Annotated in this window: 23 protein-coding genes; 7 read left to right on the top strand and 16 right to left on the bottom strand. The window is 71.1% G+C overall.

Features of this window, described 5'->3' with window-relative positions; all coding sequences use genetic code 11:
• Positions 1-55 precede the first annotated feature (55 nt).
• The 4 genes from E6G06_10270 to E6G06_10255 are packed head-to-tail and all read right to left on the bottom strand — an operon-like array spanning position 56 to position 3,436.
• Positions 56-622: a hypothetical protein gene (locus E6G06_10270; protein TML91427.1), complete on the bottom strand. Its 567-nt coding sequence runs from the start codon at positions 620-622 to the stop codon at positions 56-58.
• On the bottom strand, positions 619-2,454 hold the full coding sequence (gene asnB, locus E6G06_10265) for an asparagine synthase (glutamine-hydrolyzing) (GenBank protein ID TML91426.1): 1,836 nt from the start codon (positions 2,452-2,454) through the stop codon (positions 619-621). The genes E6G06_10270 and asnB overlap by 4 nt, the downstream gene beginning before the upstream one ends.
• Positions 2,367-2,744, bottom strand: coding sequence for a glycosyltransferase family 4 protein (locus tag E6G06_10260; protein ID TML91425.1), 378 nt, complete (start codon positions 2,742-2,744; stop codon positions 2,367-2,369). The genes asnB and E6G06_10260 overlap by 88 nt, the downstream gene beginning before the upstream one ends.
• Positions 2,741-3,436, bottom strand: a complete 696-nt coding sequence (locus E6G06_10255; GenBank protein ID TML91424.1) for a glycosyltransferase family 4 protein — start codon at positions 3,434-3,436, stop codon at positions 2,741-2,743. The genes E6G06_10260 and E6G06_10255 overlap by 4 nt, the downstream gene beginning before the upstream one ends.
• A 20-nt stretch (positions 3,437-3,456) precedes the next feature.
• Between E6G06_10255 and E6G06_10250 the strand changes: the two genes are divergently transcribed.
• Positions 3,457-4,752: a hypothetical protein gene (locus E6G06_10250; GenBank protein TML91423.1), complete on the top strand. Its 1,296-nt coding sequence runs from the start codon at positions 3,457-3,459 to the stop codon at positions 4,750-4,752.
• 526 nt (positions 4,753-5,278) lie between these two features.
• Here E6G06_10250 and glnA read toward each other — a convergent pair.
• On the bottom strand, positions 5,279-6,670 hold the full coding sequence (gene glnA / locus E6G06_10245) for a type I glutamate--ammonia ligase (protein ID TML91481.1): 1,392 nt from the start codon (positions 6,668-6,670) through the stop codon (positions 5,279-5,281).
• 206 nt (positions 6,671-6,876) lie between these two features.
• Between glnA and E6G06_10240 the strand changes: the two genes are divergently transcribed.
• Entirely contained in the window at positions 6,877-8,211 is a 1,335-nt protein-coding gene (locus E6G06_10240; protein TML91422.1) for a glutamine synthetase, read from the top strand.
• A 458-nt stretch (positions 8,212-8,669) separates the two neighbouring features.
• Complete coding sequence (locus tag E6G06_10235) at positions 8,670-8,897, top strand: winged helix-turn-helix transcriptional regulator (GenBank protein ID TML91480.1); 228 nt, start codon at positions 8,670-8,672, stop codon at positions 8,895-8,897.
• A 194-nt stretch (positions 8,898-9,091) separates the two neighbouring features.
• On the opposite strand, the gene E6G06_10230 is transcribed toward E6G06_10235, so the two are convergent.
• Genes E6G06_10230 through E6G06_10215 form a run of 4 tightly spaced genes read right to left on the bottom strand, consistent with a single transcriptional unit; the run spans position 9,092 to position 12,067 of the window.
• Complete coding sequence (locus E6G06_10230; protein ID TML91421.1) at positions 9,092-9,451, bottom strand: RidA family protein; 360 nt, start codon at positions 9,449-9,451, stop codon at positions 9,092-9,094.
• The gene (locus E6G06_10225; protein ID TML91420.1) at positions 9,448-11,031 is read right to left on the bottom strand and encodes a 2Fe-2S iron-sulfur cluster binding domain-containing protein; all 1,584 of its coding nucleotides are present in this window, start codon (positions 11,029-11,031) and stop codon (positions 9,448-9,450) included. Before E6G06_10225 ends, E6G06_10230 begins: the two co-directional genes overlap by 4 nt.
• Positions 10,976-11,323: an iron-sulfur cluster insertion protein ErpA gene (erpA, locus tag E6G06_10220; protein TML91479.1), complete on the bottom strand. Its 348-nt coding sequence runs from the start codon at positions 11,321-11,323 to the stop codon at positions 10,976-10,978. The genes E6G06_10225 and erpA overlap by 56 nt, the downstream gene beginning before the upstream one ends.
• A gap of 18 nt (positions 11,324-11,341) precedes the next feature.
• Entirely contained in the window at positions 11,342-12,067 is a 726-nt protein-coding gene (locus E6G06_10215; GenBank protein TML91419.1) for an ArsR family transcriptional regulator, read from the bottom strand.
• 43 nt (positions 12,068-12,110) lie between these two features.
• On the opposite strand from E6G06_10215, the gene E6G06_10210 reads away from it, so the two are divergent.
• Positions 12,111-13,277, top strand: a complete 1,167-nt coding sequence (locus E6G06_10210) for an Mrp/NBP35 family ATP-binding protein (GenBank protein TML91418.1) — start codon at positions 12,111-12,113, stop codon at positions 13,275-13,277.
• A gap of 69 nt (positions 13,278-13,346) precedes the next feature.
• Here the strand turns inward: E6G06_10210 and E6G06_10205 are convergent, their stop codons facing one another.
• Genes E6G06_10205 through E6G06_10180 form a run of 6 tightly spaced genes read right to left on the bottom strand, consistent with a single transcriptional unit; the run spans position 13,347 to position 19,154 of the window.
• Entirely contained in the window at positions 13,347-13,772 is a 426-nt protein-coding gene (locus E6G06_10205) for a DUF779 domain-containing protein (GenBank protein ID TML91417.1), read from the bottom strand.
• A gap of 7 nt (positions 13,773-13,779) precedes the next feature.
• Entirely contained in the window at positions 13,780-15,303 is a 1,524-nt protein-coding gene (locus E6G06_10200) for an aldehyde dehydrogenase family protein (protein TML91416.1), read from the bottom strand.
• Positions 15,304-15,340: 37 nt separating this feature from the next.
• The gene (locus E6G06_10195) at positions 15,341-17,056 is read right to left on the bottom strand and encodes a HAMP domain-containing histidine kinase (protein ID TML91415.1); all 1,716 of its coding nucleotides are present in this window, start codon (positions 17,054-17,056) and stop codon (positions 15,341-15,343) included.
• A gap of 28 nt (positions 17,057-17,084) precedes the next feature.
• Complete coding sequence (locus E6G06_10190) at positions 17,085-17,924, bottom strand: MBL fold metallo-hydrolase (GenBank protein ID TML91414.1); 840 nt, start codon at positions 17,922-17,924, stop codon at positions 17,085-17,087.
• On the bottom strand, positions 17,917-18,762 hold the full coding sequence (locus E6G06_10185) for an NUDIX domain-containing protein (protein TML91413.1): 846 nt from the start codon (positions 18,760-18,762) through the stop codon (positions 17,917-17,919). Before E6G06_10185 ends, E6G06_10190 begins: the two co-directional genes overlap by 8 nt.
• Positions 18,759-19,154, bottom strand: coding sequence for an FxsA family protein (locus tag E6G06_10180; protein ID TML91412.1), 396 nt, complete (start codon positions 19,152-19,154; stop codon positions 18,759-18,761). The genes E6G06_10185 and E6G06_10180 overlap by 4 nt, the downstream gene beginning before the upstream one ends.
• Before the next feature lie 51 nt (positions 19,155-19,205).
• Between E6G06_10180 and E6G06_10175 the strand changes: the two genes are divergently transcribed.
• Positions 19,206-20,120: a trypsin-like peptidase domain-containing protein gene (locus E6G06_10175; GenBank protein ID TML91411.1), complete on the top strand. Its 915-nt coding sequence runs from the start codon at positions 19,206-19,208 to the stop codon at positions 20,118-20,120.
• Between the two features lie 6 nt (positions 20,121-20,126).
• Here the strand turns inward: E6G06_10175 and E6G06_10170 are convergent, their stop codons facing one another.
• A complete protein-coding gene (locus tag E6G06_10170) occupies positions 20,127-22,304 on the bottom strand; it encodes a hypothetical protein (GenBank protein TML91410.1) in 2,178 nt (725 codons plus the stop codon).
• A gap of 76 nt (positions 22,305-22,380) precedes the next feature.
• Between E6G06_10170 and E6G06_10165 the strand changes: the two genes are divergently transcribed.
• The gene (locus tag E6G06_10165; protein ID TML91409.1) at positions 22,381-23,640 is read left to right on the top strand and encodes an L-seryl-tRNA(Sec) selenium transferase; all 1,260 of its coding nucleotides are present in this window, start codon (positions 22,381-22,383) and stop codon (positions 23,638-23,640) included.
• A gap of 941 nt (positions 23,641-24,581) precedes the next feature.
• Complete coding sequence (locus E6G06_10160) at positions 24,582-25,349, top strand: hypothetical protein (GenBank protein TML91478.1); 768 nt, start codon at positions 24,582-24,584, stop codon at positions 25,347-25,349.
• Positions 25,350-25,454: the final 105 nt, after the last annotated feature.

Raw genomic sequence — 25,454 nt, 5'->3', positions numbered from 1 at the left:
TCATCCCTTCGGTCGGGGCGACACCGCCCGCGGCGAATGCGATCTCGGGCCTGGCTCACCGGAGCCCCCACGTGACGGTGCGCACGCGGTCCCACGGTCCCGCCCAGCGGGCGGGTCCCGTTACGTGCCACGCCGGCGCGTCCAGCTCCACGTCGAGCCGGACGGGCTCCATCCGGGCCTGGGGCACGAGCCGGAGCTGCAGCCGGCCGTCGCGCACCGCGCGGGGGATGACCGTCTCGAAGCCAACGCGTGCCGTGCCGCCCGCGCCCACCTCGGTGAAGGCCCAGGCCGGGTTGTCGGGGTAGTAGAGCGCGACGGGCACGCCGAGGCCGCGCACGCGCGCGATCGAGCCGGCGTCGATTCCCCGGCCCTTGACCACGAGCACCGCGTCGGGCCCGAGCTGTTGCACGGTCTCGACCAGCGCCGGGCCTGCGCGTGCAACGCGGGCTCGGTAGTTGAAGCGCCGGCCCAAACGGGTCGTCGCGGTCGGCGGTGGCGCCGACGAACCTGATTGCGAGCGGTACGGATCGGTCGTGAGGACGGTCGCCTCGGTGGCCAGGCCGGGCTCGAAGGAGCGGGCCAGCGCTCCGGGGCCGAGCTCGCCGAAGAGCAGGAGCTTCATGCGGCCCTAATGGCCGGTCTCGGCGCGGGCCGGCGCGCTGCGGGCTCACGCCCGAGCCAGTGCGCGAGCACGAGGAGAGCCCACGCACGCAGGCCGCGCATGGCACCGGAGCGAGCGTCGTCGGCGAGCAGCCGGCGGGCACAGGTCACGTCGACCATGTCGGCGAAGGGTCCTCCGGTGGTCAGCACCTCGTCGGGCCGGAGGAGCGGGAGCCAACGCGGCCACGGCAACGCGAAGGCGACCTTGCGGGCACGGGCGCGGGTCACCAGCAGCTCGTCGCCCATCAGTCGCGCGAGGTCGTGCTTGGTGGGCTCGGCCCGCTCGGTGGCGTGGACGAAGGTGGGGTCGAGGAACGGCACCCTCACCTCCACGCTGTTCGCCATGGAGAACACGTCGGTGTCGCGCAGCAGCGTCGCCCGGAGGTAGACCGCGAAGTCGAGCTGTCGGAGCTGGGCTCGATCGGAAGCGTCGGCGTCGGTCAGCCATCGCGGCGACGGTTCCGCGACCCCGCCGGTGAGCCGGCGGATCTCGTCGTCGTCGAAGAGGCGCCGCCAGGCCGTCCATGTCGCAGCCGCCGAACCTGCGTCGAGGATCGCCTCGAGTCGGGATGCGGGTTGGCCGAGCCAAGGTGCGAGCGCGGCCGCGGCGCCCGGGCGCAGTCCGCTCGGGAGCCGATCCCAGACCCGGCGGGCCCGCCGTACCTGCCGCAGCCGGCGGGTGTAGCCGTAGCCCCCGAGCGTCTCGTCACCACCGAGTCCGCTGAGCGCGACCGGGAAGCCGCGATCGACCGCCGCCCTTGCCACGAGGAAGAGGAACGCGTCCGCGGACCGGGCGAGGTCCGCTTCGTGGACAGCGACCACCTCGTGAGGGAGCCCGTAGTGCCGGGCGGTCTCCGCCGCGAGGCGCACGTCCTCGGAGTTGTCGTGCGTCGACAGCGTGAGCGCCGAGACGGGTGCTCCCGTGTCGGCCGCGACCGCAGCGAGGAGCGCGGAGTCGAAGCCACCGCTGAGGAACAGCGCGGTGGGGCGGTCGCTGCGGAGCTGACGGGCGATCGAATCGCGTGCTGCTTCCGCCGGAGTCGCGCCACCGGCAGACCGAGCGGCGAACGGACGGATGCGAACCGTGTGGTCGTGCCACGTGAGGATGGTGCCGGGCTCGAGCTCGGCCACACGCTCGTAGGCGACATCGGTCACCGGCGAGCCGAAGCGGAGGAACTCGCGGATCGCGTCCGGTCGCGGGCGGAGGCCGAACGCCGCCGCGAGCGGCGTCACCTCGGAAGCGGCAACCAGTCCATCGCCGTCGCCCAGCCAGTACAGCGGCTTGATGCCGAACGAATCGCGAGCGAGGTGCAGGCTGTGGCTGCGGTCGTCCCAGAGCGCGAACGCGAACATGCCGTTGAGTCGCTCGCACGCACCCGCCACGCCCCATTCGACGACCGCGTGCAGCACCACCTCGGTGTCGCCGGTGGTGACGAACCGGTGGCCCCGCTGCTCCAGGCGGTGGCGGAGACCGGCGAAGTTGTAGATCTCGCCGTTGTAGACGAGGGTCGCTCCGGCGAGCTCCATCGGTTGGTCGGAACGCGGGTTCGGGTCCATGATCGCGAGGCGTGCCATCGCGAGCGCGCAGGTCGCCATGACGACCGATCCGGTGGAGTCGGGCCCACGGTGCCGGAGGGCGAGGAGGATCGCATCCAGCTCGGGCCCCAGCCGGCCCGCGGTCGCGACGATGCCGCACACGTCGTTCCCTATCCGGCCACGCCGCGCACGACGTCGGCGGCTTGCCCGGCGATGGAGCGGTAGTCGAACCGGGGGGCCAGCTCCCGCAGGGCCCATCCCTTCTCGACGCGCGCCGGATCCCGTTCGACGCGCGCGATCGCGTCCGCGAGGCGCGCCGGATACGACTGGTCCCAGGCGCCGTGGTAGTCGAGCAGCATCTCGTCGGGCAACACGTCGACCGCGGTGCCGACCCTGGTCGCGAGCAGGTACCGGCCCGCGGCGAGGTACACGGGGAGCTTCCCGGTCGTCCGCACCCGGCTCGCCGGGTCGTTCGTCTGGGTCAGCAGGCAGACGTCGCAGACCGCCAGGTACGCGGCGAGCGACCGGTACGGGACCCGCCCGATCACGTGGAGTCGATCCGAAATGGCGAGCTCGCCCGCCAGCCGGCGCATCTCGAGAAGACAGTGCCGTCGCCGATCAACACCGCGTGGAGGTCGAGGTCGCGGCGGAGCGCGATCGCGTGCAGCAGCTCCCAGCCGAGACCGCCGCCCAGCCGCGGGTACCAGGAGAAGTGACCCTGGATCCCGATGGTGAACGCGTCGGTGAGACCGAGCTGCTCGCGCAGCCCGTCACCGTCGACGGGGCGGAAGGCGTCGAGGTCGACACCGTCGGGCACCACGTGCACCTCCTTCGAGCAACCCTGCTCCCGGAGGAACCGAGGGTGGTGAGTGCCCCGCACGACGAACGCTCGGGCCGAGCGGTACGCGTACGTCTCCATCAGACGCGCCGCGGCGATCTCGGATCGGGGCGCGCGCACGACCCGCAGGAACGCAGAGGGCGCGTCGCCCGTGTCGACGACGAGCTTTGCCGAGGACGATCGGAACCGCGCGCCGAGCAGCGGCGCACTCGCCAGGTCGACGGCGTAGACGACATCGGCCCGGCGGGCCGCGGTCGCGAAGCGGCGAGCATCGGCGAGCCGGCTTCCCTTCCGACAGAGCACCTCGACCTCGAACCCGTCGAGCGCGCCCGCGATCCGCGTGGCGCGCACTTGCGCGGCCGAGCCCTGCGCACCGTTCGCGATCAACGTGACCTTCTGCACGCGTTGTCACCTCGTCTCAGGTGGCAGCACGGAGCACGTGGTCTCGGTGTTCGCAGCTGCAAGCAGCAACTCACAATGTCGACCCGACCGTGAGGCAGGTGAAGCGCGAAAATCAGGCGACCGGCGACCTCGACCACACCGGGCGAGTTTCCGCTCGGCGCCCTACGGTCGTGGTCGTGGTCGACGGAAGGGCAGCCGATGCCGAGAACGCGGCCGCCGCGCTCGAGGCGGCCGGGCTGTACGATCCCCTGGCGGCGGATGCGCGGGACCGACTCGAGGCGCTCCGGCTCCTCATGGAGCACGGGGCGACGGTCGACGACATCGTCGCCGCGCGCGACGAGCTCGGTGGTCTGGCGGCGCGTCTCGTGCTTCGTCCCGGGGAACGCCTCACCTGGCGAGAGGTGGCCGAGCGCGCCGGTGTGCCGCTCGAGCTGGTCGCTCGGATCCGGCGGGCCGCGGGGTTCGCCGATTCCGATCCCGACGCACAGCTCGGCAGCAACGAGGAGGTGGCGCTCATGCAGGGGTTCGCCGCCACCGCCCAGATGTTCGGCGAGGACGTGGTCCTTCAGCTCACACGCGTGATTGGCTCGGCGACAGCGCGGATCGCCGACGCGTTGGTCTCCGCGTTCGTGGTGGGCATCGGGCCGGCTGCGATGGCGGACGATCCGTCGGGTCTCGAGTTGGTGCGCGCCAACCTGGACGCGGTCAACCTGCTGCCCGTTCTCACCGCTGCGATCGACATCATGCTGCGCGGCCACATGGTCGCGCTGCAGCGTCCTCTGGCCGACATGGAGGGCGCGGGAGGCGTGGAGACACAGCGGCTCGCGGTCGGCTTCGTCGACCTCGTCGGGTCGACCGCCCTCGCCCGCACCCTCACGACCATGCAACTCGGCGCCGCCCTCACCGAGTTCGAGGAGACGGCCGCGGATTGCGTCGTGGGCCACGGCGGCCGTGTCGTCAAGCTGATCGGTGACGAGATCATGTTCGTGGTCGGCGACCCGGTCGCGGCGTGCGCCATGGCCCTCGACATCGTCGCCGCCCTCGAGCACCACGCCGTCCTGCCACGGGTACGCGGCGGTCTGGCCGACGGAGAGGTGCTGACCTTCGGAGGGGACTGCTTCGGACCGGTGGTCAACCTCGCCGCCCGACTGGTGAAGGAGGCCGAGCCCGGTGGCGTCGTCGTCGACCCCGAGATCCGCCGTCTGGTCGAGAGCACCTCGCCGGGCTACCGGTTCGACACGATCGGCGAGCGTGCGCTCGTGGGTTTCGAGGCAAACCTGGAGCTGGCGGTGGTGACACGGAACGCGCCCGCCTGAGGAACGCGTTCGCGCGCCCTACTCGTCGCCCGTGTCCCAGCTCCGGGCTCGACGCGCACCACTCTTCACGCGAGTGATCACGGCCCCGAATAGCACCACGAGCACGACCCAGAAGGCGAGAATCGCGATGACCGTCACCACCGGCGAGAGCCCTCCCCAGTAACGCTCCCCAACGGTCGCGATTCTCGGACGACTCGCTCGACGTGTCAATCGCCGCCACGCGGTGTGTACGGGGTTATTGCGTCACGACCGCCGTTTGCATGAGCGAGAAGCACGCGAACGCACCATGTGACCCGGTGCCCCGGTGGTCGATACTCCCGTATGAGCATGTTGGCGGAAAGAGCCCCAGAGGTGGGAGAGCGGTATTTCATCGAGCTGCATCACACCCGACGCCAGCTCGGCTGGCTCGCCCATCTCCGCACCACCGTGGGCCTCGTAGCCACGGAACAGAACGAATACCGCCGTTTGGTTGTTCGCGAAGCGGAGCTCCTCGGCCTCGTCGCCTGAGGTCAGCGACCCGAAACCCCTAGATGTCGTAGTAGAGCATGAACTCCCAGGGGTGCGGCCGCAGTCGCACCTCGTCGATCTCGTGCTCGCGTTTGTAGGCCAACCACGTGTCGAGGAGATCGGACGTGAAGACGCCACCCGCGAGCAGGTACTGGTGGTCCGCCTCCAGCGCCTCGAGCGCCTCGTCGAGCGAGCCGGGTACCTGAGGCACGCGCGCCAGCTCCTCCGGCGGCAGGTCGTACAGGTCCTTGTCGACCGGGTCGGGCGGCTCGATGCGGTTCTGCACCCCGTCGATGCCGGCCAGGAGCTGCGCCGCGAACGCGAGGTACGGGTTGCACGACGGGTCGGGGCAGCGGAACTCGAGTCGCTTCGCCTTCGGGCTCTTCGAGTACAGCGGGATGCGCACGCTGGCCGACCGGTTGCGCTGCGAGTACACGAGGTTGACGGGCGCCTCGTAACCCGGCACCAGCCGCTTGTACGAGTTGGTGGTCGGCGCCGCGAAGGCGAGGATCGAACGGGCGTGAGTGAGCAGGCCGCCGATGTACCAGCGCGCCATGTCGGAGAGACCCGCGTAGCCGGTCTCCGAGAAGAACAGCGGCTCCCCGCCCTTCCACAACGACTGGTGCGTGTGCATGCCTGAGCCGTTGTCCTGGAAGAGCGGCTTCGGCATGAACGTGGCCGTGAGGTTGTGCTGCCGGGCCACGCTCTTCACCACGTACTTGTAGAGCATGAGCTTGTCCGCCATCGACAGCAGCGTGTCGAAGCGCATGTCGATCTCGGCCTGTCCGGCCGTGCCCACCTCGTGGTGTTGCACCTCGATCTCGATGCCCAGGCGCTCCATGACGAGGATCATCTCGGATCGCAGGTCCTGATAGTGGTCCATGGGCGGGACGGGAAAGTAGCCCTCCTTGTAGCGGGGCTTGAAGCCGAGGTTCGGCCCCTCGTCGCGCGCCGAGTTCCAGATGCCCTCCACCGAATCGACGGAGTAGTACGCCGAGTGCTGGTCCTGCGAGAAGCGCACGTCGTCGAAGATGTAGAACTCGGCTTCGGGCCCGAAGTACGCGGTGTCGGCCAGCCCCGTCGACACCAGGTAGTCCTCGGCCTTCTTCGCCACGTAGCGTGGGTCACGCGAGTACGGCTCGCCGGTCACGGGGTCGCGCACGAAGCAGTTGACGTTGAGCGTCTTGTGCACGCGGAACGGGTCGATCACCGCGGTGTTGGGGTCGGGCAGGAGGATCATGTCCGACTCCTGGATCTCCTGGAACCCCCGGATCGACGAGCCGTCGAACCCGTAGCCCTCGTCGAACGCGTCCTCGGAGAACTCGTGAGCCGGCACCGAGAAGTGCTGCATGAGGCCCGGGAGGTCGCAGAAGCGGAAGTCGATGATCTCGACGCCCTCGTCCTTGACCATCCCGAGGACGTCGGCGGGTGTGCGTTGCGGCACGGGGGGTTCCTCCCTGTTCGTTGGACAACCGGTTTGTTTGGGCGACCTGGTGGGTGGGGCCACCCTCTCGCCGGGGCGTTTCCCGGCAGTTGCACCTTTGTGAATGCTCAGTGAACTGGATCGCGAGGGGGCGGGCGGCTGCGAAGATAGCGGGCAGACGACGGAGGAGTCAGATGGAACGCCAGCAGGACTACGTGCTGCGCACGGTCGAGGAACGGGGCATCCGGTTCGTGCTCCTGTGGTTCACCGATGTCCTCGGCCAGCTGAAGTCGGTCGCCATCCCGCCCACCGAGCTCGAGACCGCCTTCGAAGAGGGCATGAGCTTCGACGGGTCCGCGGTCGACGGCTTCTCGCGCGTGCAGGAGAGCGACATGCTCCTCCTCCCCGACCCCAACACGTTCGAGCAGCTGCCATGGCGAGGGGGCGACGACGCGCCGGTCGCGCGCATGTTCTGCGACGTCTCCGACCTCGACGGCACGCCCTTCGCCGGCGACCCGCGCCACGTGTTGCGACGCACGCTCGACCGAGCTCGCGAACGCGGCTTCTCGTTCTACGTCGGGCCCGACATGGAGTTCTTCTACTTCGCCACGCCTGACGGCGAGGAGGTGCCAAAGCCCCTCGACCAGGGCTCGTACTTCGACCTCACCACTGCCGACGTGGCGAGCGACCTACGCAAGCGCACCGTGCTCTATCTCGAGCAGATGGGCATCCCCGTGCGCTACAGCCATCACGAGGACGCGCCCAGTCAGCAGGAGATCGACCTGCGCTACACCGACGCGCTGACGATGGCCGACAACGTGATGACGTTCAAGCTGGTCGTGAAGGAGGCCGCGCTCGAGCGCAAGGTGCACGCGAGCTTCATGCCCAAGCCGCTGGCGGGTGTGCAGGGCTCGGGGATGCACACCCACCTGTCGCTCTTCGAGGGCGACGTCAACGCCTTCTTCGACCCGGGCGACGAGTTCCATCTGTCGAAGGTGGCCAAGGGGTTCATCGCCGGCCTCCTGCTGCACGCGCGTGAGCTGACCGCGGTCACCAACCAGTGGGTCAACTCCTACAAGCGGCTCGTGATGGGGTTCGAGGCACCCATCTACGTCGCCTGGGCGCGCAACAACCGATCGGCCCTCGTGCGCGTCCCAGGAGCCAAGAAGGGCAAGGAATCGTCGACGCGCGTCGAGTTCCGCTCACCCGACCCCGCGTGCAACCCGTACCTCGCGTTCTCGGTCATGTTGGCCGCGGGCCTCAAGGGCATCGAGGAGGGCTACGAGCTCCCGCGCGAGCTCACCGCCAACCTCTACGAGCTCACCGACGAGGAGCGCATGGCCGAAGGCGTCGACGCCCTGCCGACGTCGCTCAACGACGCGGTCGACACCATGGAGCGCTCCGAGCTCATCGCCGAGGCCGTCGGCGAGCACGTCTTCGAGTGGTTCATCCGCAACAAGCGCGCGGAGTGGGCCGCCTACAAACGCCACGTCAGCGCGTTCGAGATGGAGCGGTACTTCAACCTCTGAGCATGGAACCGTTGCTGCTGTTCCCCGATCCCGCGCCGCCCGCCCTCGCGCAGATCCTCGATCTGGGCGGTTACCCGTGGAAGGCCACGTCCGGCCCCGACGCGGCGTCGCGCAACGAGCCGGAGGACGGCTGGGCGGGCGCCGTCGTGTGCGCCGACGACGACCCCGACGGTGCCTTCGCCCTCTGCCGGCTGCTACGCAAGCGCGACCTCCCGCTCGCGCCGCTGTTGCTCGTGCTCCGTCCGGACCAGCTCGACGACCTCGAGCTGCGCGAGGACCTGTTCGACGACTTCTGCGTCGTGCCGCTCCAGCCCCGCGAGCTGGAGGCGCGGCTCAAGCACCTGTTCTGGCGCACGGGTCGCGGCACCCGCCCCGAGCTGGTCGAGTACGGCGAGCTGCTGCTCAACCTCGAGACCTATCAGGCCGCGATCGGTGGCCGCCCGCTCGACCTCACGTTCATGGAGTACGAGCTGTTGAAGTTCCTCAGCACCCACCCGGCCAAGGTGTTCACGCGCGAGACGTTGCTGTCACGCGTGTGGGGCTACGAGTACTACGGCGGCGCCCGGACGGTCGACGTGCACGTCCGCCGGCTGCGGGCCAAGCTCGGCGAGGAGCACGCGAACCTGATCCAGACCGTGCGCTCGGTGGGCTACCGCTTCGGCCAGGCCCGCTGGGGCGGGTCGTAGGTTTCGCTCGGCGGTTCAGCGGTTCAGCGGTTGAGCTCGATGAACTCGCTGCCCTCGTGGGTCGCCTCGGCCTCGTCTGTCAACGTCCACCCGAGCAGCGCGCTGAGAACGAGCCCGCCCGCGAACACCAGCGGCGGGAACACGAGCACCATGGCGACGATGATGAGGATGGCGCCGAGCACGCGCCCATCCTGTCACGAGTTGTCATCGGGCAGGAAGGCCCAGGCCTCCACCTCGACGAGCGCGCCGATCGGCAGCGCGGCAACGGCCACCGCGGAGCGCGCCGGGCGGTGATCGCCGAAGGTCTCGGTGTAGGTCTCGTTCATGGCCGCATAGTCGTCGATGCTCGTGAGGAAGACCGTGGTCTTGACCACGTGCGCGAGCGATGCGCCTTCGGTCTCGAGCAGCGCACGGAGGTTGGTGAGCGCCTGGCGCAGCTGCGGCTGCACTCCCCCTTCGACCAGGCCACCCTCGCCCAGGCCGACCTGCCCCGACACGACCAACCACTGGCCGGCCCGCACGATCGGCGTGTAAGGGCCTACCGGCTTGCTCACGTCGTCCTCCCTCGCTGAGTGGGCCAGTCCTGCGGGCAACCCTGCTCGATCCAGGCCGCGGCCGCCACCGCCGCGAACACCGCGTCGCTCCCGTTCACCGGAGGCCGGTCGGACCGCACGATCTCGACGTCGACCGGCGGCATGTCGCGCGCCCGCAGGACGCCGAACGACCGAATCGTGAGGTCGTGGGGTGTGCCGTCATCGTCGACCGCGACGGCCTCCGACGTGACCCAGCCCAGGCCCATGTGCGCGGCGCCGACGCAGTAGGACCGCAGGACGACCTCGTCGAGCGGGCGGCCGCAGTCGACGCGCACGTGAACGCCGTCACCCGTCACCGCCGCCTCGGCCACCGCGCCGGAGGGCGAGCGCAGCGGCGCGGGCTCACCGCGTGCGCCGGCCAGCAGCACGAGCGCCTCGGCCCAACCGGCGGCGCGCGGCGCGACCGAGGTCGGGGGGCCGGGCACGTCGACCTCCTCGATCGTGAGATCGGGGGCGAGCGCGGCGATCGCCCGTGCGATTCCCGCGGTGCGGGCGACGCGCACGACCCCGCTGCCGTCGCCCCGCGCTCCCGCCGCGAGAGGCGGCCGCTTGGGCCCGAGGCGCACGACGTCTTCGCGTGACAGCAGCACGCGCACGGCTCGGCCGTGCTCGTCGGCCAGCCGGCGGGCCACACCGGGCGCGACCGACGCGGACTTGCCGCCGAAGGCGCCGCCGTTGGCGAGCGGTGTGGCCGGCTCTCCGCCGGGCGCGCACCACGACGCGTCGGGCTCGAGATACGCGGGCTCGACCCACGTCGTGCGCAAGGTGACGTCCCACTCTCCGGACGGGACCTCGAGCGGGTGGCGCACCGCGACCGTGCTGCGCCGGCCCTGCACCTTGCCCGCGGCCAGGCGTGCCTCGGCGAGGCTCTCGCCCACCGCCCAACCACCACGGCCGTCGGGCACCGCGACGAGCGCGTCGAGGGGAGCGGTGTCGTCGGCGAACCCGCCACCACCGAGCGCGATCTCGGGTCCGACCCGTTGCGCCACGCCGCCCTCGATGCCGGCCCGACGCGACGCGGCCGCAAGGTCGCGCGGTGGATGCGGGCGCCCGAATGCGGCGTAGGCCTCGGCAATGGTGCGCCAGCCCGTGCAACGACAGAGGTGCGCGAGCAGCGCGCCGTCGACGTCGGTGCCGCCCTTGCGCTTCAGCGCGGCAAGGCGCACGACGATCCCGGGCGTGCAGAAGCCGCACTGGCTGGCCCCGGTGGCGCAGAAGGCGTCGGCCCAGGCGCCGCGCTCGTCGTCGGGCAGACCCGCGGCGGTGACGACCGAGCGGCCCGCCACCCGTCGCACGGGCGTCACACAGGCGACACGCGGCGCGCCGTCGACGAGCACCGTGCAGCAGCCACACTGGCCCTGCGGGCTGCAACCGTCCTTCGGCGACCGGTTGCCGAGGCGGTCGCGCAGGGCCTCGAGGAGCGTTGCGCCGTCGTCGGCGACCTCGACGGCCCGGCCGTCGAGCGTGAAGGAGAGCGTCAGCTCGTCAGCTGAACGACTGCCCGCAGCCGCAGCTACGGCTGGCGTTGGGGTTGCTGACATGGAACCCCGCGCCCTGGAGGCCGTCCTTGAAGTCGAGCGTCGCCCCGCCGAGGAGCGGCGCGCTGGCGGGGTCGATGACGACCTTGACCCCACCGAAGTCGGAGACCGCATCGTCGGCGGCGATGTCGCCGTCGAAGAACATCTCGTAGCTGTAGCCCGAGCAGCCGCCCGGCCGCACTGCGACGCGGAGCGCCAGCGCAGGGTCGCCTTCGGCCTCGAGGAGCTCCCTCACCTTCGCCGTGGCGGCGTCGGTGAGGTTGAAGACCGTCCGGCTGTCGGTGACGCTGAACATGCTCGACATGCGACCAGACTACCGGAGGCTCAGCTCAACCTGACAGGGGTCGCGGTCCGCGAGGGTGCTGAACCGCTCGACACCGCCCTCGCCCCACTCTGAGACGAACCCCTCGACGAGCCCCCGGTGGAGGTGGCAGACGAGCTCGGGATAGGCCTCGGCCAGCTCGGCGAAGGGGCAGTGGGTGAAGGCGATGGTCACGGCCTCGCCGTCACCCGCCACGGCCGGGTCGAAGCCCAGCTCGTCGAGGGCGTCGGCCAGGGCGGCCACGCAGGAGTCGCCGGGCGTACGCCGCAGGCGGTCGGCGGCCATCGCCCGGCCGGTGCCGCGGGCGGCATCGGCGGCGTCGTCGGGCTCGAGCCGGGCGGCCGCGGCCATCGAGGCGAGCAGACGGGCGAGGAGCGGGAACGCCGGGGGCTCGAGGCCGAGGGACGGCGCGGCCCGCGCCAGGGAGTAGCGGTGCTGGGGCCGGCCGACGCTGCCCTTGGCGTCGGTCTCCACGTCGAGCAGGCCGACGTCGCGCATGCGCTCGAGGTGGGGTCGCACGGTGTTGGGGTGGAGGCCGAGGATGTCGGCGATGTCGGCGGTCGAGCGCGGGGAGGACGAGCGGGCCAGCTCCAGGTAGATGGCGTAGCGGGTGTTGTCGCCGAGGGCCTTGAGCACCTCGAGCCGCCCCTGCCGCTCGCCTGTCGCCTCGGCGGTGCTCTCGCGGCCGGGCTCGCGGCTGGTGGCGTCGTTGCTCACCCGGCCATATTAGCAAGGCCGATCCCGGGTAAAATGCCTGGTCATGCCCGCCCCCACCGAGTCCGACCTCCTCAACACCCTGCGCGGGGTGGTCGACCCGGAGCTCGGCGCCGACATCGTCGAGCTGGGCATGGTGCGCGAGGTGACGGTGGGCGACGAGGGCGACGTGCGCGTCGCGGTGGCCCTGACCATCTCGGGCTGCCCCCTGCGCACCCAGATCCGCGACGACGTCGAGCGCAAGCTGACGGGCGTGCCCGGCGTGCGCTCGGTCAAGGTCGACTTCGGGGAGATGACGCCCGAGCAGCGCACCGACGTCATGCAGCGGGCCCGCAAGAAGGCGGCCGACAACGCGCCCGACACCGAGGTCTCGCTGAGCACGCGGATCATCGCCGTCGCGAGCGGCAAGGGCGGGGTCGGCAAGTCGAGCGTCACCGTGAACCTCGCCACCGCGCTCGCCGAGCGGGGCTTCACCGTCGGCGTCCTCGACGCCGACATCTGGGGCTTCAGCGTGCCGCGGATGCTCGGTGTCACCGGACGGCTGGGTGGCGACGACGAGGGCAAGATCGGTCCGCACGAGGTGCCCGTCGGAGCGGGTCGGCTGAAGGTCGTGAGCATGGGCCTGCTCGTCGACGACGAGGACAAGGCGATCATGTGGCGCGGCCTCATGCTCGCCAAGGCGCTCGAGGAGTTCCTCGTCAAGGTGTCGTGGGGCGAGATGGACTACCTGCTGCTCGACATGCCGCCCGGCACCGGCGACATCCAGATGGCGCTCGGCCGGCTGCTGCCCCGCAGCGAGATGGTCGTCGTCACCACGCCCGCGCTGGCCGCGCAGAAGGTGGCCGTGCGCGTCGCCGACATGGCCCGCCGCTCGTACCTCAAGGTGCTCGGCGTGATCGAGAACATGAGCACGTTCACGTGCGAGCACGGCGAGTCCTACGCGTTGTTCGGCGCAGGCGGCGGGCGGCTGCTCGCCGACGAGCTCGGCGCGCCCCTGATCGGTCAGGTGCCGCTCGAGCCCGCGGTCAGCGCGGCGAACGACGCCGGCATGCCCCTCGCGCTCGCCGCGCCCGGCTGTCAGGCGGGCGAGGCGTTCGCCGCCATCGCGGCGCGGATCGCCGACGAGCTGCTGCCACCCGTCGACATGAGCGGGTGCTCTGCCCGCATGCTGGCGGCCGTCGAAGAGCGGTTAGGCGCCGCCACCCCCTCCTAGCCGCTCCTTCTTGTCGAAGGCAGCCGTCTCAGGACGGCTGCGTACGACAAGAAGGACAGGGTTGGGGCGTCAGCGGATGCGCAGGCCGCGCAGGTGCTCGGGCAGCTCGCGCACGAGCGGGGTGGCGGGCGGGACGGTCGGCACCGCCGCACACGCGGGTGCCTCGCGTGCCTCGAAGCCGGAGCCGCGCAGCACGAAGCGGCAGCCGAGCTCGGTCTCGATGGACAGCGACTCAGCCACGTAGTCCTCGTCGACGTCGACCACCGCGCCCTCCTCGTCCGGGTACAGCTTGCGCAGGTACTCAGGCGCGAAGATCTCGACGTCGCCGACACGACCGACGACCTCCTGGTCGGGGCCGGGCCAGAAGTCCTCGTAGAGGAACGGCGCGGTCGACTCGCAGCAGCCGGTGCCGATCGTGATGGTGAGCCGGCCCGAACGTTTGGCGCGCATCCGCTCGACCACACGCGCCGCCCGGTCGGTCGCGGTCACCTTCATCGCACGATCAGATGTTGGCGCTGAGCATCTGGTAGTGCACGTGGCCGTCGCGCCCCGCCTGCGGGTTCACGTGGACGTGCTTCACCTGCCGGTAGGCGTCGTAGCCGAAGGTGCCGAGCTCGCGCCCGATCCCCGACTGCTTGTAGCCACCGAACGGCCGCTTGGAATCGATCAGGTGGTAGTCGTTGATCCACACCGTGCCGGTACGCATGCCGTGGGCGATCGTCTTGGCCCGGTCGACGTCGGCCGACCACACGCCACCGCCGAGCCCGTAGATCGAGTCGTTGGCGATCGCCACGGCCTGGTCGTCGTTGTCGAAGGGGATCACGGACAGGACCGGGCCGAAGATCTCTTCCTGGGCCAGACGCGACGTGTTGTCGACACCCGCGAAGATCGTCGGGTTGTAGAACGCCTCGCGGTCGAGGCCGTCGGCGAGCGTCTCGGGCTTCGAACCACCGATCACGAGCGTCGCGCCCTCGTCCTTGCCGATCGCCACGTAGCGCTCGACCGTCTCCACCTGCTGACGCGAGACGAGCGGGCCGAGGTCGGTGCCGAAGTCGAGCGGGTTGCCGATCGAGATCTTGCCGGCGCGGTCGACGAGCATCGAGAGGAACTCGTCGTAGACGGCGCGGTGCACGAGTGCACGGGTGCCCGACTCGCAGACCTGACCGTTGTGCAGGAACGTGCCCCAGAGCACGCCGGCCGCGGCGATGTCGAGATCGGCGTCGTCGAGGACGATGTTCGCCGACTTGCCGCCCAGCTCGAGCGTGACCGCCTTCACCGTGCCCGACGCCAGCTGCATGATGCGCCGGCCCACCTCGGTGGAGCCGGTGAACGCGGTCTTGTCGACCATGGGGTTGGAGGCGAGCTCCTCGCCGACGCTGCCCCCGGGACCGGCGACCACGTTGACGACACCGGGCGGCAGGTCGGCCTCCTGGATCACGCGGGCGAGGTCGAGCGCGGTCACCGACGTGAACGACGCTGGCTTGATCACACAGCAGTTGCCCGCCGCGATCGAGGGTGCGATCTTCCACCCCGCCATCAGGAGCGGGAAGTTCCACGGGATGACACCGGTCGTGACGCCATAGGGCTCACGCCGCACGTAGTTCTCCGACGGAGGGAACAGTGAGCCCTCGAGATTGGTGATGTCGGGGAGCGTCTCCGCGCACTGCGCGAACCACTGGAAGGTCGCCTGCGCGCCGGGAACGTCGGCGAGCATGGCCTTGCGCATCGTGCCGCCACCGTCGTGGACCTCGTCGTCCGCGATCTGCTGCTGTGCCTTGCCGATGCCCTCCGCGATCTGGTTGAGCTTCTCGGCGCGCTCCTTGCCGCTCATCTTCGGCCACGGGCCTTCGTCGAACGCGGTGCGCGCCGCCTTGATGGCCCGAATGGCGTCTTCGCGGTCGCCCTTGGCCACACGCGCCCATTCCTGACCGGTGGCGGGGTCGGTGGACGAGAACGTCTCGCCCGAGACTGCGTCGGTGAACTCACCGTTGATGAACAGCTGGGCTTCGGTGATCTTGTCGGCCATGGCTGGGCCCCCTTCTTCGCGCGTCGGCGCAACGACGCTACTCGCGGGAACGCGTTCTCGGCGAAGGGAGGGCCACGTGGAAGCAGGCGCCACCGCCGGGGGCCGCCTCGTACCAGACGCGACCCCCCATGGCCTCGACCAGGCCCCGCACGAGGGCCAGCCCGAGACCCGTGCCCCGTCCGCGGTGGTGGTCGTGACGGGCGAAGCTGCGTAGGGGCGAGAACAGGGTGGGCGCGACGGCGTCCGGCACGCCGGGGCCGTGGTCGCGGATCGACAGGTCGACCAGGCCGCTCGCGTCGGTCCTGGCCTCGAGGGTGACGGGGCCGTCGCCGTGGACGATGGCGTTCTCGACGAGGTTCGCGATCACCTGCTCGAGCCGGCGGGGATCGGCCACCACCTCGATGCCGGCGGCCACCTTTACCTCGACCCCCGGCGTGTAGCTCGCCACCGTCGGGAGCGACACCTCGATGGCCGGCGCCAGCTCGACGGCCCGGAGGTTGAGCACCAACGACCTCGACTCGAGCCGGCTGACGTCGTGCAGGTCGTCGGCGAGGCGGGTGATCCGCTCGCACTGGTGGCGGATCGCCTTCCCCAGCCGCTCGATCTGGTCGCCCGCCAGCTCCTGCGAGTGGCTCTCGAGGGTGGCGCCGAGCCCGACGATGGAGGTGAGCGGGGTGCGCAGCTCGTGGGTGATCAGCGCGAGGAACTCGTTCTTCGCCACCTCGAGGTCGTGCGCGGCGGTGATGTCGCGCACCACGCCCTGGAGTCCAACGACCGCATCGTGCTCGTGGCGGGGCTGGGTGGACACCTCGACCACACGCCGCACCCCGTCCGCACGCTCCACGACGAGCTCCAAGCGCTGCGAGCCCTGCGGCGAGCTCGTCATGAGCCGCTGCAGGACCTCGGTCTGCTCGACGGGGACGAGCACCTGGAAGAGCGGCGCCTGGTCGAGTTCGTCGGGCGTGCGGCCCGTGATCACCGCGAACGAGCGGTTGGCGAACTGGATGCGCCCGTCGAGGTCGATCTCGAAGATGCCGTCGGAGGAGTCCTCGACGACGGCCTGGTAGCGGGCCTTGCTCTCCCCCTGATGCGCCAGCACCGCCTTCCAGTAACCCTGCACCACCGAGTCGGTGAAACGATCCATCGCCGGCAGCACCCGGTTGAGGAGCAGCGAGAGTGCCAGGCCCCAGTGCCGGCCGCGTTCCTCCGCCACCTCCACGGCCGTCTGCACCACGAGGTCACGCGAGATGCGCATGATCACGAGGAGCTGTGGGAGCGAGGACCCGGTCCACGCCGCGTTGGCCCCCACCTCCTCGAGGTCACCGACGAGCGACTCGTCGATCTCCTGGCCCTGGCCGGTGACCGCGAGGATGGCCTCGAAGCGCTTGCGCGCCTGCTCGATGAAGCGGGACTGCTCGCCCGGCGTCCACTCCGACGCCTCGGGGTATGCGGCACAGAAGGTGACGTAGGCGCGCTGGGCCATGTCGCCGGCGTGGCCGTCGAGCGCGTCGAGCAGCGCGAGCGGGTCGACGGCGTCCCCCTCGACGTCCCAGACGATGCCGGACCCGTCGTCGGCGTTGCGCGCCACGAACCCCTTGAGGTCGCCCAGCGCGTACCTTGGCTCGCCGTCGTCGGCGGCCGGGGTGAGGTACCCCGCGTCGGTCAGCGAGCGCACCGCTTCGGCCGACAGGTCGAGCAGAGCGGCGGCCTCGTGCAGCTCGACCACCCTCGACTTGCCGGTGCGCTCTTCCATGTCAGGAGTCCGCCGGGCCGCGGGTCACCTACTTGCTATCGGCCGCTTCCCAGGCTCCCTCAATCGAAGATCCCCGCGCCCGGCCCTCGTTCACCAGCTTGAGCAGATGGGCGTAGACCGAGTGGCGGGCCACGGGGTGGAGCTCGTCGGCCACGTCGACGTAGACCCGACGCACGATCTCGTCGACCGAGCGGTCGCCGGCGGCCAGCGCGCCGAGCACCGCCGCCTCTCGGGCGTCGCGGTGGGCGAGGTACCCCTCGACGGTCGCGGTGGGGTCCTCGATGACGAAGCCGTGGCCCGGGGCGATGGATCGGACCCGCAGGGTGAGCAGCCGGCGCAGCGACTCCAGATAGGCCGCCATGTCGCCGTCGGGCGGCCGGATGACGACGGTCGAGCCCTGCATGACGTGGTCACCCGAGAACAGGAGGCGGGACCGTTCGAGCAGGAAGCAGAGGTGGTCCGACGCGTGGCCGGGCGTGTGCAGCGCGGTCAGCCGGAACTCCGTCGCCTCCAGCTCGAAGCCGTCGCCGATCCTCACGTCGGGCTCGACCACCTCGCCCTGCCCGTGGTCGGCCGCCCCGAAGGCGAGCACCTGTCCGCCGGTGCGCTCCTTGAGCCCGACCGCGCCCGGCGCGTGGTCGGAGTGCGTGTGGGTGAGGAGGATCCAGCGGATGCGGTCGCCTCCGCAGGCGGCGATCGCGTCGAGGTGCGAGGCCTCGTCGGGGCCGGGGTCGATCACCGCGATCTCGTCGATGCCGACGAGGTAGGTGTTGGTGCCCGGCCCGGTCATCAGGCCCGGGTTGGGCGCGACGATGCGCCGGACGAGCGGGCCGAGCGCGCACGCCACGCCAGGGGTCAGGTCAGTCATCGCCGCCCGGAGCGACAGGGCGCACCGGTAACCGCACCGGCTCCGTCGGCGGCACGGCCGTGTCGTATCCGTCGTCGCCCGGCAGCAGGATGCGTACCCCGTGACCGTCGGACGAGATGCGCGGCTGGATGCTGGGGACGTCGCCGGCTGCCGCCGCAGCCGTCAGCAGGTCGGCGCTGCGCTCGAAGCGGGCGATCGCCTCGAGGCTCTTCAGCGTCGGGAAGATGAGGTCGAAGTCGCCGCGTCGATGGCGCTCGAGCGCGTCGTCGGGGCGTATCCAGCAGTTGGCGATCGTCTCGCGGTTGTCGTGCAGCGGGGTCTGCTCCGCGGGGGCCGCGCACACGAAGAAGCGGGTGTCGTACCGGCGCGGCGCGCCTTCGGGTGTGATCCAGTGGCTGAAGTAGTGCATGTGGTCGACGGCGAGGCGCAGACGCTCGTCCGCGCACACGTCGACGAGCCGCCGCGTCCCTTGGTCGACCGCCTCCCGGTGTCGCTCGAAGCGCCGCGCCACCGCGGCGTCGTTCAGGCGGACCATCTCGCCCCCTTCGTCGTACGCGAGCAGCACTCCGGCCTCCTCGAAGCACTCGCGGATCGCGGCGACCCAGAACGCCAGGCCACCGCGCTCGATGCCGAGGGCCTCGCTCGCCTGCGCGTCGGTGCGACCCTCGCAGACGGCCTCGAGGTCGCTGTGGCGGTCGGCGTCGTCGACGGCCCCGCCCGGGAACACGTAGGCCCCACCGACGAAGTCGGAGTCGAGGTTGCGGCGCAGCATGAAGACGTGGAGGCCGTCATCCTCGTCGCGTACCAGCATGACGGTGGCCGCGTCGCGGACGATCACGGGAAGTACGTGCGTTGCGCGACAACGCGCGTTCGCAACCGCCGGATGACGAGACCGCGCACGAGGGCTCGAACCGGCGGCAGGAGCAACAGGATGCCCAGGCAGTCGCTGACGAAGCCGGGCAACAGCAGCAGCGCGCCCGCGACCATGATGAGCACCCCGTCGACGAGCTCTCGACCGGGCATCACACCGGTGTCCAGCTGTCGTTGCGCCCGCCGCCACACGCCGATGCCCTCGCGCTTGACGAGCCAGGCGCCGACGATGCTCACGAGCACCATGAGCAGGAGCGTCTCGACCACCCCGATCGCCTGGCCCACCTGAATGATCACCGCCAGCTCCACGATCGGCACGAACACGAAGAGCACGACCAGCAGGGGCAGCACGCCGGTCATCGTACTGCGGCATGCCGTCTATTCGGCCTTGGCACTCGGTAGCCTCGACCGATGCCGGACGAGCAGGCCACGCCGCCTCGCTGGCGCCAGCGCCTCATCCCCAAGACCGCGCTCGGCATCAGCATGATCATCCTCGCTGCAGCTCTGGGCTCCGCGTTCAGCGGCGCGGTGCTCTACAGCTACTACGACTACCGCCTCAACAAGAACGAGGATCGCGTCAACCGCTTCGTGCGCGGCTTCGACACGCGGTTCCAACGCGCCCAGGACCTCATCGGTTTCGAGACCGCCAAGGCCCAGAGTCAGATCCGCGACCAGCTCAAGCCGCTTGAGCAGGCGACCGCTCAGGGCGGCACGGTCGAGCAGCTCGAGGCGAAGGTCTCGCCCTCGCTCTGGTTCGTGCACACCCTCGACGAGAACGGCCAGGCGTCGGTCGGCACTGCGTTCGTCGTCGCGTCCGACGATCAGAACGCCCTCTTGGTCACGTCGTACACCACCGTGCATGCTGCAACGCGCAGCCCCGGGCCCGACGTGATGGTCCGTCACGGCACCGAGGACATGAAGGCCACCTTGTGGACGTGGCAGGAGGAGCGCGACCTGGCGCTGCTCGTCATCCCGAAGCCCGGTGCGCCGCACCTACCGTGGGCCACGGGCAGCCCGCCCATCCGCACCGGCGAGCGCGTCTTCGCTTTGTCCGGCCTCGGCGGCGCGGGCGCCGCCATCACCCAAGGCTTCGTGGCCGACATCTCCGCGCCGGCGTTGCAGCACACCGCACCCGTCGGTCAACAGTTCCAGGGCGGTCCTCTGGTCAACTCGAAGGGCGAGGTGCTGGCCGTCGCGTCGCGTACGTACGCTCCGCTCGGCTTCGCGGCCGATCAGGTCACGTTCGCGGTGCCCGTGGGGATGTCGTGCGAGAAGGTGTTGAAGTGCCCGAACGGCCAACCCAACGCCCCCGGCGACCGACGCTGACGCGGGTCAGGGCACGGGCACCACGGACACGGGGGGTGCCGGAGGCCCGGCGGTAGCCGGCGGCGTCACGGGTGGCTTGGGCGGGGCCACCACGTAGGGACCGCCCGCCGGTGGCTCGGGTGGCTCGCGCCTCTCGCCGGGGTCGAAGCCCTGCCGCGCCTGTCGCTTGAGCGCGTCGGCAATGGGCTCGATGGGGGCTGGCTTGTCGAAGTCGGTCACGGGCACGCCCTCCATCGCCTGCGACATGAAGGCCTTCCACGTGCGGGCGGGGATCGTGCCGCCTTCCACGCGCGAGACCCCCTTGATACGCAAGAGCGGGCGGCGCGCGTCGGAGTAACCCATCCAAACCGCGGTCGACAGCGTCGGCGTGAAACCCACGAACCACGCGTCGGCGTTGTCCTCCGCGGTGCCCGTCTTGCCCGCCGCCGGACGCCCGATGTTCGCCGCCTTTCCGGTGCCCGACGAGATGACGCCGCGTGTGACGTCGGTGACCGTGTCGGCCACCGCCTGCTCGAGCACACGTTTGGGCGCGCGGGCGGTGTTGTCCTCGAGCACCTTGCCGTTGACGTCCACGATCTTGACGATCGGTGTGGCGGGGCTCTGGGTGCCGCGCGCCGCGAAGACCCCGAAGGCGGCGGCCATGTCGAGCGGCGCCACCTCGGCCACGCCCAGCGTGAGCAGCTGGGAGTAGGGCTGTCCGTTGGGAAGCTTGCCGTCGGGGCTCACGGTCGTCACACCGAGGCGGTGTGCCAGCTCGGCCGTGTCCTTCACGCCGGCGTCCTGGATCACCTGCACGTACACCGTGTTGATCGAGCGCCAGGTGGCGTTCCGCAGGGTCGAGCTCCCACCGCTGCCACCGCCTCTGACGACGCAACCGGGCTGCGAGCCGGGGCAGATCCGGTACGAAGCCGGCGCCCGGTACACCTTTTCGGGCGAGATCCCCTTCTCGAGCGCCTTCGCCAGCGTGAACGGCTTGAACGACGAGCCGGGCTGGCGGCCCGTGCCCCCACCGTCGAGGCAGACGGGCTCGTTGGTGGGCGCGCGTGCCGGCGGTCGCGTGTAGCACCTCCCGAGCGCCAGGTTGACCTGGCCGGTCGCGGCGGAGAAGTCGCGTCCACCCACCAACGCCTTGACGAACCCGGTCGGCGGCTCGACCGCGACGATCGACATCTCGAGTGGCGGCTTGGTGCCGTCGAGCTGGTCGGCGACCGTCTGCTGGGCCAGGAGCTGCAGCCTCGGATCGAGGGTGGTCTGCACGCGCAGCCCTCCCTTGTAGAGGGCGTCCTCCCCGTGATGGGCGATGATGTAGCGGCGCACGTAGTCGACGAAGTACGGGAACTCGGTGGGTGGGTCGGCGCGGCGATACACGACCGTGGCAGGCACCGTCGGAGGGCCGAGGTCGCAGCACGGGAAGATCTTCTCCTTCGCCGCATCGTCGAACTGCTTTCGCGTGATGCGCTTCTGGTCAAACATCTCCCGCAGCACCGTCATCCGGCGCTCCTCGGCCTTCGCCGGGTTGTGGTGCGGCTCGTAGTCGGAAGGCGCGGGGATGATGCCGGCCAGCAGGGCGGCCTCCGAAAGAGTGAGCTTGTCAACTGACTTGCGGAAGTAGGAATCGCTCGCGGCACCGACGCCGTACGCGCCGTCGCCGAAGTAGACGATCGAGAGGTAGCGGTAGAGGATCTCGTCCTTCGGCAGCTCCCGGTCGATGTAGCGGGCGATCATCGCCTCGCGGAGCTTTCGGCCGACCGTGCGCTCCCGGGTGAGGTAGGCCTCCTTCACGTACTGCTGGGTGATCGTCGACCCACCCTGGACGTACTGCTTGCCGCGGAGGTCCGCCCACAACGCGCGCAGCGAACCCTGCACGTCGACGCCGCCGTGTGAGTAGAAGCGCTTGTCCTCCGACGCGATGACCGCCTGCTTCAACACGTCGGGGATGTCGTGCGGCTTCACCGGTACGCGCTGCTCGAACGTGCGAAACGAAGCCAGCTCACGTCCCTGGGCGTCGTAGATGTGGCTGACACGCGCCTTCACCTCGGGGTTGGCGGGAGGCAGCGAGGCGGGCAGGGGCAGCAGGACGAGCGCGGCGAGCACGGTTCCAGACGTGGTGATCGGCAGCAGGACAGCAACGATCACGAAGGCGCAGAGGAAGCGGAAGACCCGACGCATGGGCCCTCTCAGCATCGCACGGCAAGCGCCGCACGCGGTTGCACTCCCCCTCGGGGTCACCCTCCGGGACCGAGCGCCGTAATCTCGCGAGGTGACCGAACGCGCGCGACCACCGTCCGTCGACGCGTTGGCGCGCTCGCTCGCCGACCGCGGCCTGCCGCACGCGCTGCTCGTCGACGCGGCGCGTGCTGCAATCGCGGCGGGCGACCCGGGGTCCGCCGCGGCGCGGGCCGACGACATCGCGGCTGCGCTCCTGCGCCCGGTCATCAACGCGACCGGCGTCCTGCTGCACACCAACCTCGGGCGGGCCCCACTCGGCGCCGCGCCCCCTGGCGGCTACGCGAACCTCGAGCTCGACCTGCGCACCGGGCAGCGAGGCTCGCGCGGCGACCACGCCGCCTCGCTGCTCGCGCGCGCCGCCGGGGCCGAGGCGGCGCTGGTCGTCAACAACGGCGCCGCCGCGCTCCTTCTCGCGCTCGCGGCGATGGCGCGTGGCCGCGCCGTCGTCGTCTCACGGGGCGAGCTGGTCGAGATCGGCGGCGGCTTCCGCATCCCCGAGGTCATGCAGCAGTCGGGTGCCCGGCTCGTCGAGGTGGGCACCACGAATCGGACGCGACTCGCCGACTACGAGCGCGCGCTCGCGGATCACGACGACATCGCCGTCATCCTCAAGGTGCACCAGTCGAACTACCGCATGGTGGGCTTCACCGCGGCGGTCGACGTCGGTGAGCTCGCGACCCTGGGCCTGCCCGTTGTCGTCGACATCGGATCGGGACTGCTCGACGCGACGACGCCGTGGCTGCGCGGGGCCCCGCCCGCGTGGTTGGCCGGTGAGCCCGCCGCCCGCCAGACGCTCGCGGCCGGAGCCGAGCTCGTCACCTTCTCGGGCGACAAGCTGCTCGGTGGTCCGCAGGCCGGCGTGCTCGCGGGACGGGCCCACGCGGTCGGCGCCTGCGCGCGTCATCCGCTCGCGCGCGCGCTGCGACCGGGCGGTCTCGTTCTCGCCGCCCTGCAGGCCACCGCGCTCGCGTACCTGCGCAACGACGGTGACGCAATACCGTTCTGGCGCATGGCCACGCTCGACGTCGCCGGGCTGCGGCGCCGGGCGCAGGCGCTCGGCGCGGGCGAGCCGGTCGACACGGCTGCGGTGGCGGGCGGCGGCTCCGTGCCCGGCCTCGAGATCGCTTCGGCCGGGGTGGCGATCGACGGGGACCACACCGCCACGCTGCGGGCCCACGAGCCGCCGGTGATCGCCCGGGTCCACGACGGACGAACGGTCTGCGACCTGCGCACGGTCGACGCGTCCGACGACCCGGTGGTGGCCAAGGCGCTGCTGTCGTGCACGTCGTAGGCACTGCCGGTCACGTCGATCACGGCAAGTCGACTCTCGTGCTGGCGCTCACGGGCATCGACCCCGATCGGCTGGCGGAGGAGAAGGCACGCGGTCTCACCATCGACCTGGGGTTCGCGTGGGCGACGCTGCCATCCGGCCGCGACCTCGCGTTCGTCGACGTCCCGGGTCACGTCCGGTTCCTCAAGAACATGCTCGCCGGCGTCGGGGCGATCGACGCGTGCCTGTTCGTGGTCGCCGCCACCGAGGGCTGGAAGCCGCAGTCGGAGGAGCACCTCCGTATCCTCGAGCTGCTGGGCGTGACGCACGGGCTGATCGCGCTCACCAAGGTCGGAGTCGTCGACGACGACCATCGCGAGATCGGGCGCCTCGACGTCGGCGACCGCGTCACGGGCACGTTCCTCGAGCACGCCGAGATGGTCGACGTCGACGCGCCGGCCGGCATCGGGCTCGACGCGCTACGCGCCGCCCTCGACCGCCTGCTCGCGGCGACGCCGTTCGCGACCGACCGAGACCGTCCGCGGCTGTGGGTCGACCGGGTGTTCGCGGCAAAGGGGTCGGGCACGGTCGTGACCGGCACCTTGACCGGCGGGGCCATCGCGGTCGACGACGAGCTCGACGTGCTCCCGACGCAGCTGCGCGGACGCGTGCGGGCGCTGCAGAGCCTCAAGCGCGCCCACGACCGCATCGGACCCGGTCATCGCGTCGCCGTCAACCTGTCCGGCGTGCCCCACGATCGCCTCGCGCGCGGTGACGCCCTGGTGCGCGGTGGCCAATGGCGGCCGACGCGAACCGTCGACGCCTCGTTGCGGGTGCTCGACGCGTTGCAACACGATGTCTCCCGCCGGGGCGCGTTCGCCGCCTACGTCGGCTCCGGCGAGCACGCGGTTCGCGTGCGGGTGCTCGGCACCGATGCGATCGAGCCGGGTGGCACGGGGTTCGTGCGTCTGCATCTCCCGGTCGCGCTCCCCCTGGTGCCCGGCGACCGGTTCGTCCTCCGTGAGTTCGGGCGAGACGAGACCGTCGGTGGCGGCGAGGTGCTCGACGTGGCCCCCGTGCTGCCGGCGGCGAAGGCGCAGCCGTCGCGCTCGGTCGACCGCGTGATCGCCGAACGGGGGTGGGTGGAGGCCGACGACCTCGAGCCGCTGACGGGCGAGCGCCGCCCGCCCACGCTCGGGCGCTGGGTCGTCGCGCCCGACGCCCTCGCGGCGACGCGCGACCACGTGCTCGGCGCCGTCGAGGCGGCCGGCCCCCTCGGCGTCGACGTGGCCACGTTCGACGACTACGAGCGGGCCGTGCTGGCGACCATCGAAGAGGTGAGGGTCGAGGGCGGTCGGGCCCGGCGGGGCGCGGCGCACGACACCCTCGCCACCCACCCGTACCTCACGGCGCTGGAGCGGGCCGCGTTCACCCCGCCCGATCCCGAGGGTGTGTCACGCGTCGAGCTGCGCGAGCTCGTGCGGCGGGGCCTCGTCGTCGAGCGCGACGGGTGCTACTTCGCCGCGACTGCGATCGACGCGGCGGCGCGGGTGATCGCCTCATTGCTGGCGACGACGCCCGGAGGCGTCACCGTCGCGCAGGTCCGCGACGCGCTGGGAACGACCCGGAAGCACGCGCTCCCGCTGCTGGCCCACCTCGACGCCACGGGTGTGACGCGCCGCCGCGACGACGTGCGCATCGCGGGGCCGCGGTTGCCCACCGGCACTTAGCTCTGCTCGTCGCCGGGCTTGGCCCGTGCGACGGAGGGCAGCAACCTCGGCTGCCCTCCCCGCGCCAGCCCGAAGATGCGACGGCGACGCTTGGCCTTGCCGTGC

This window comes from Actinomycetota bacterium (assembly GCA_005888325.1).
GTDB lineage: Bacteria > Actinomycetota > Acidimicrobiia > Acidimicrobiales > AC-14 > AC-14.
Note: the sequence above shows the minus strand (reverse complement) of the source record. Positions and strands in the feature narration are given on the sequence as shown.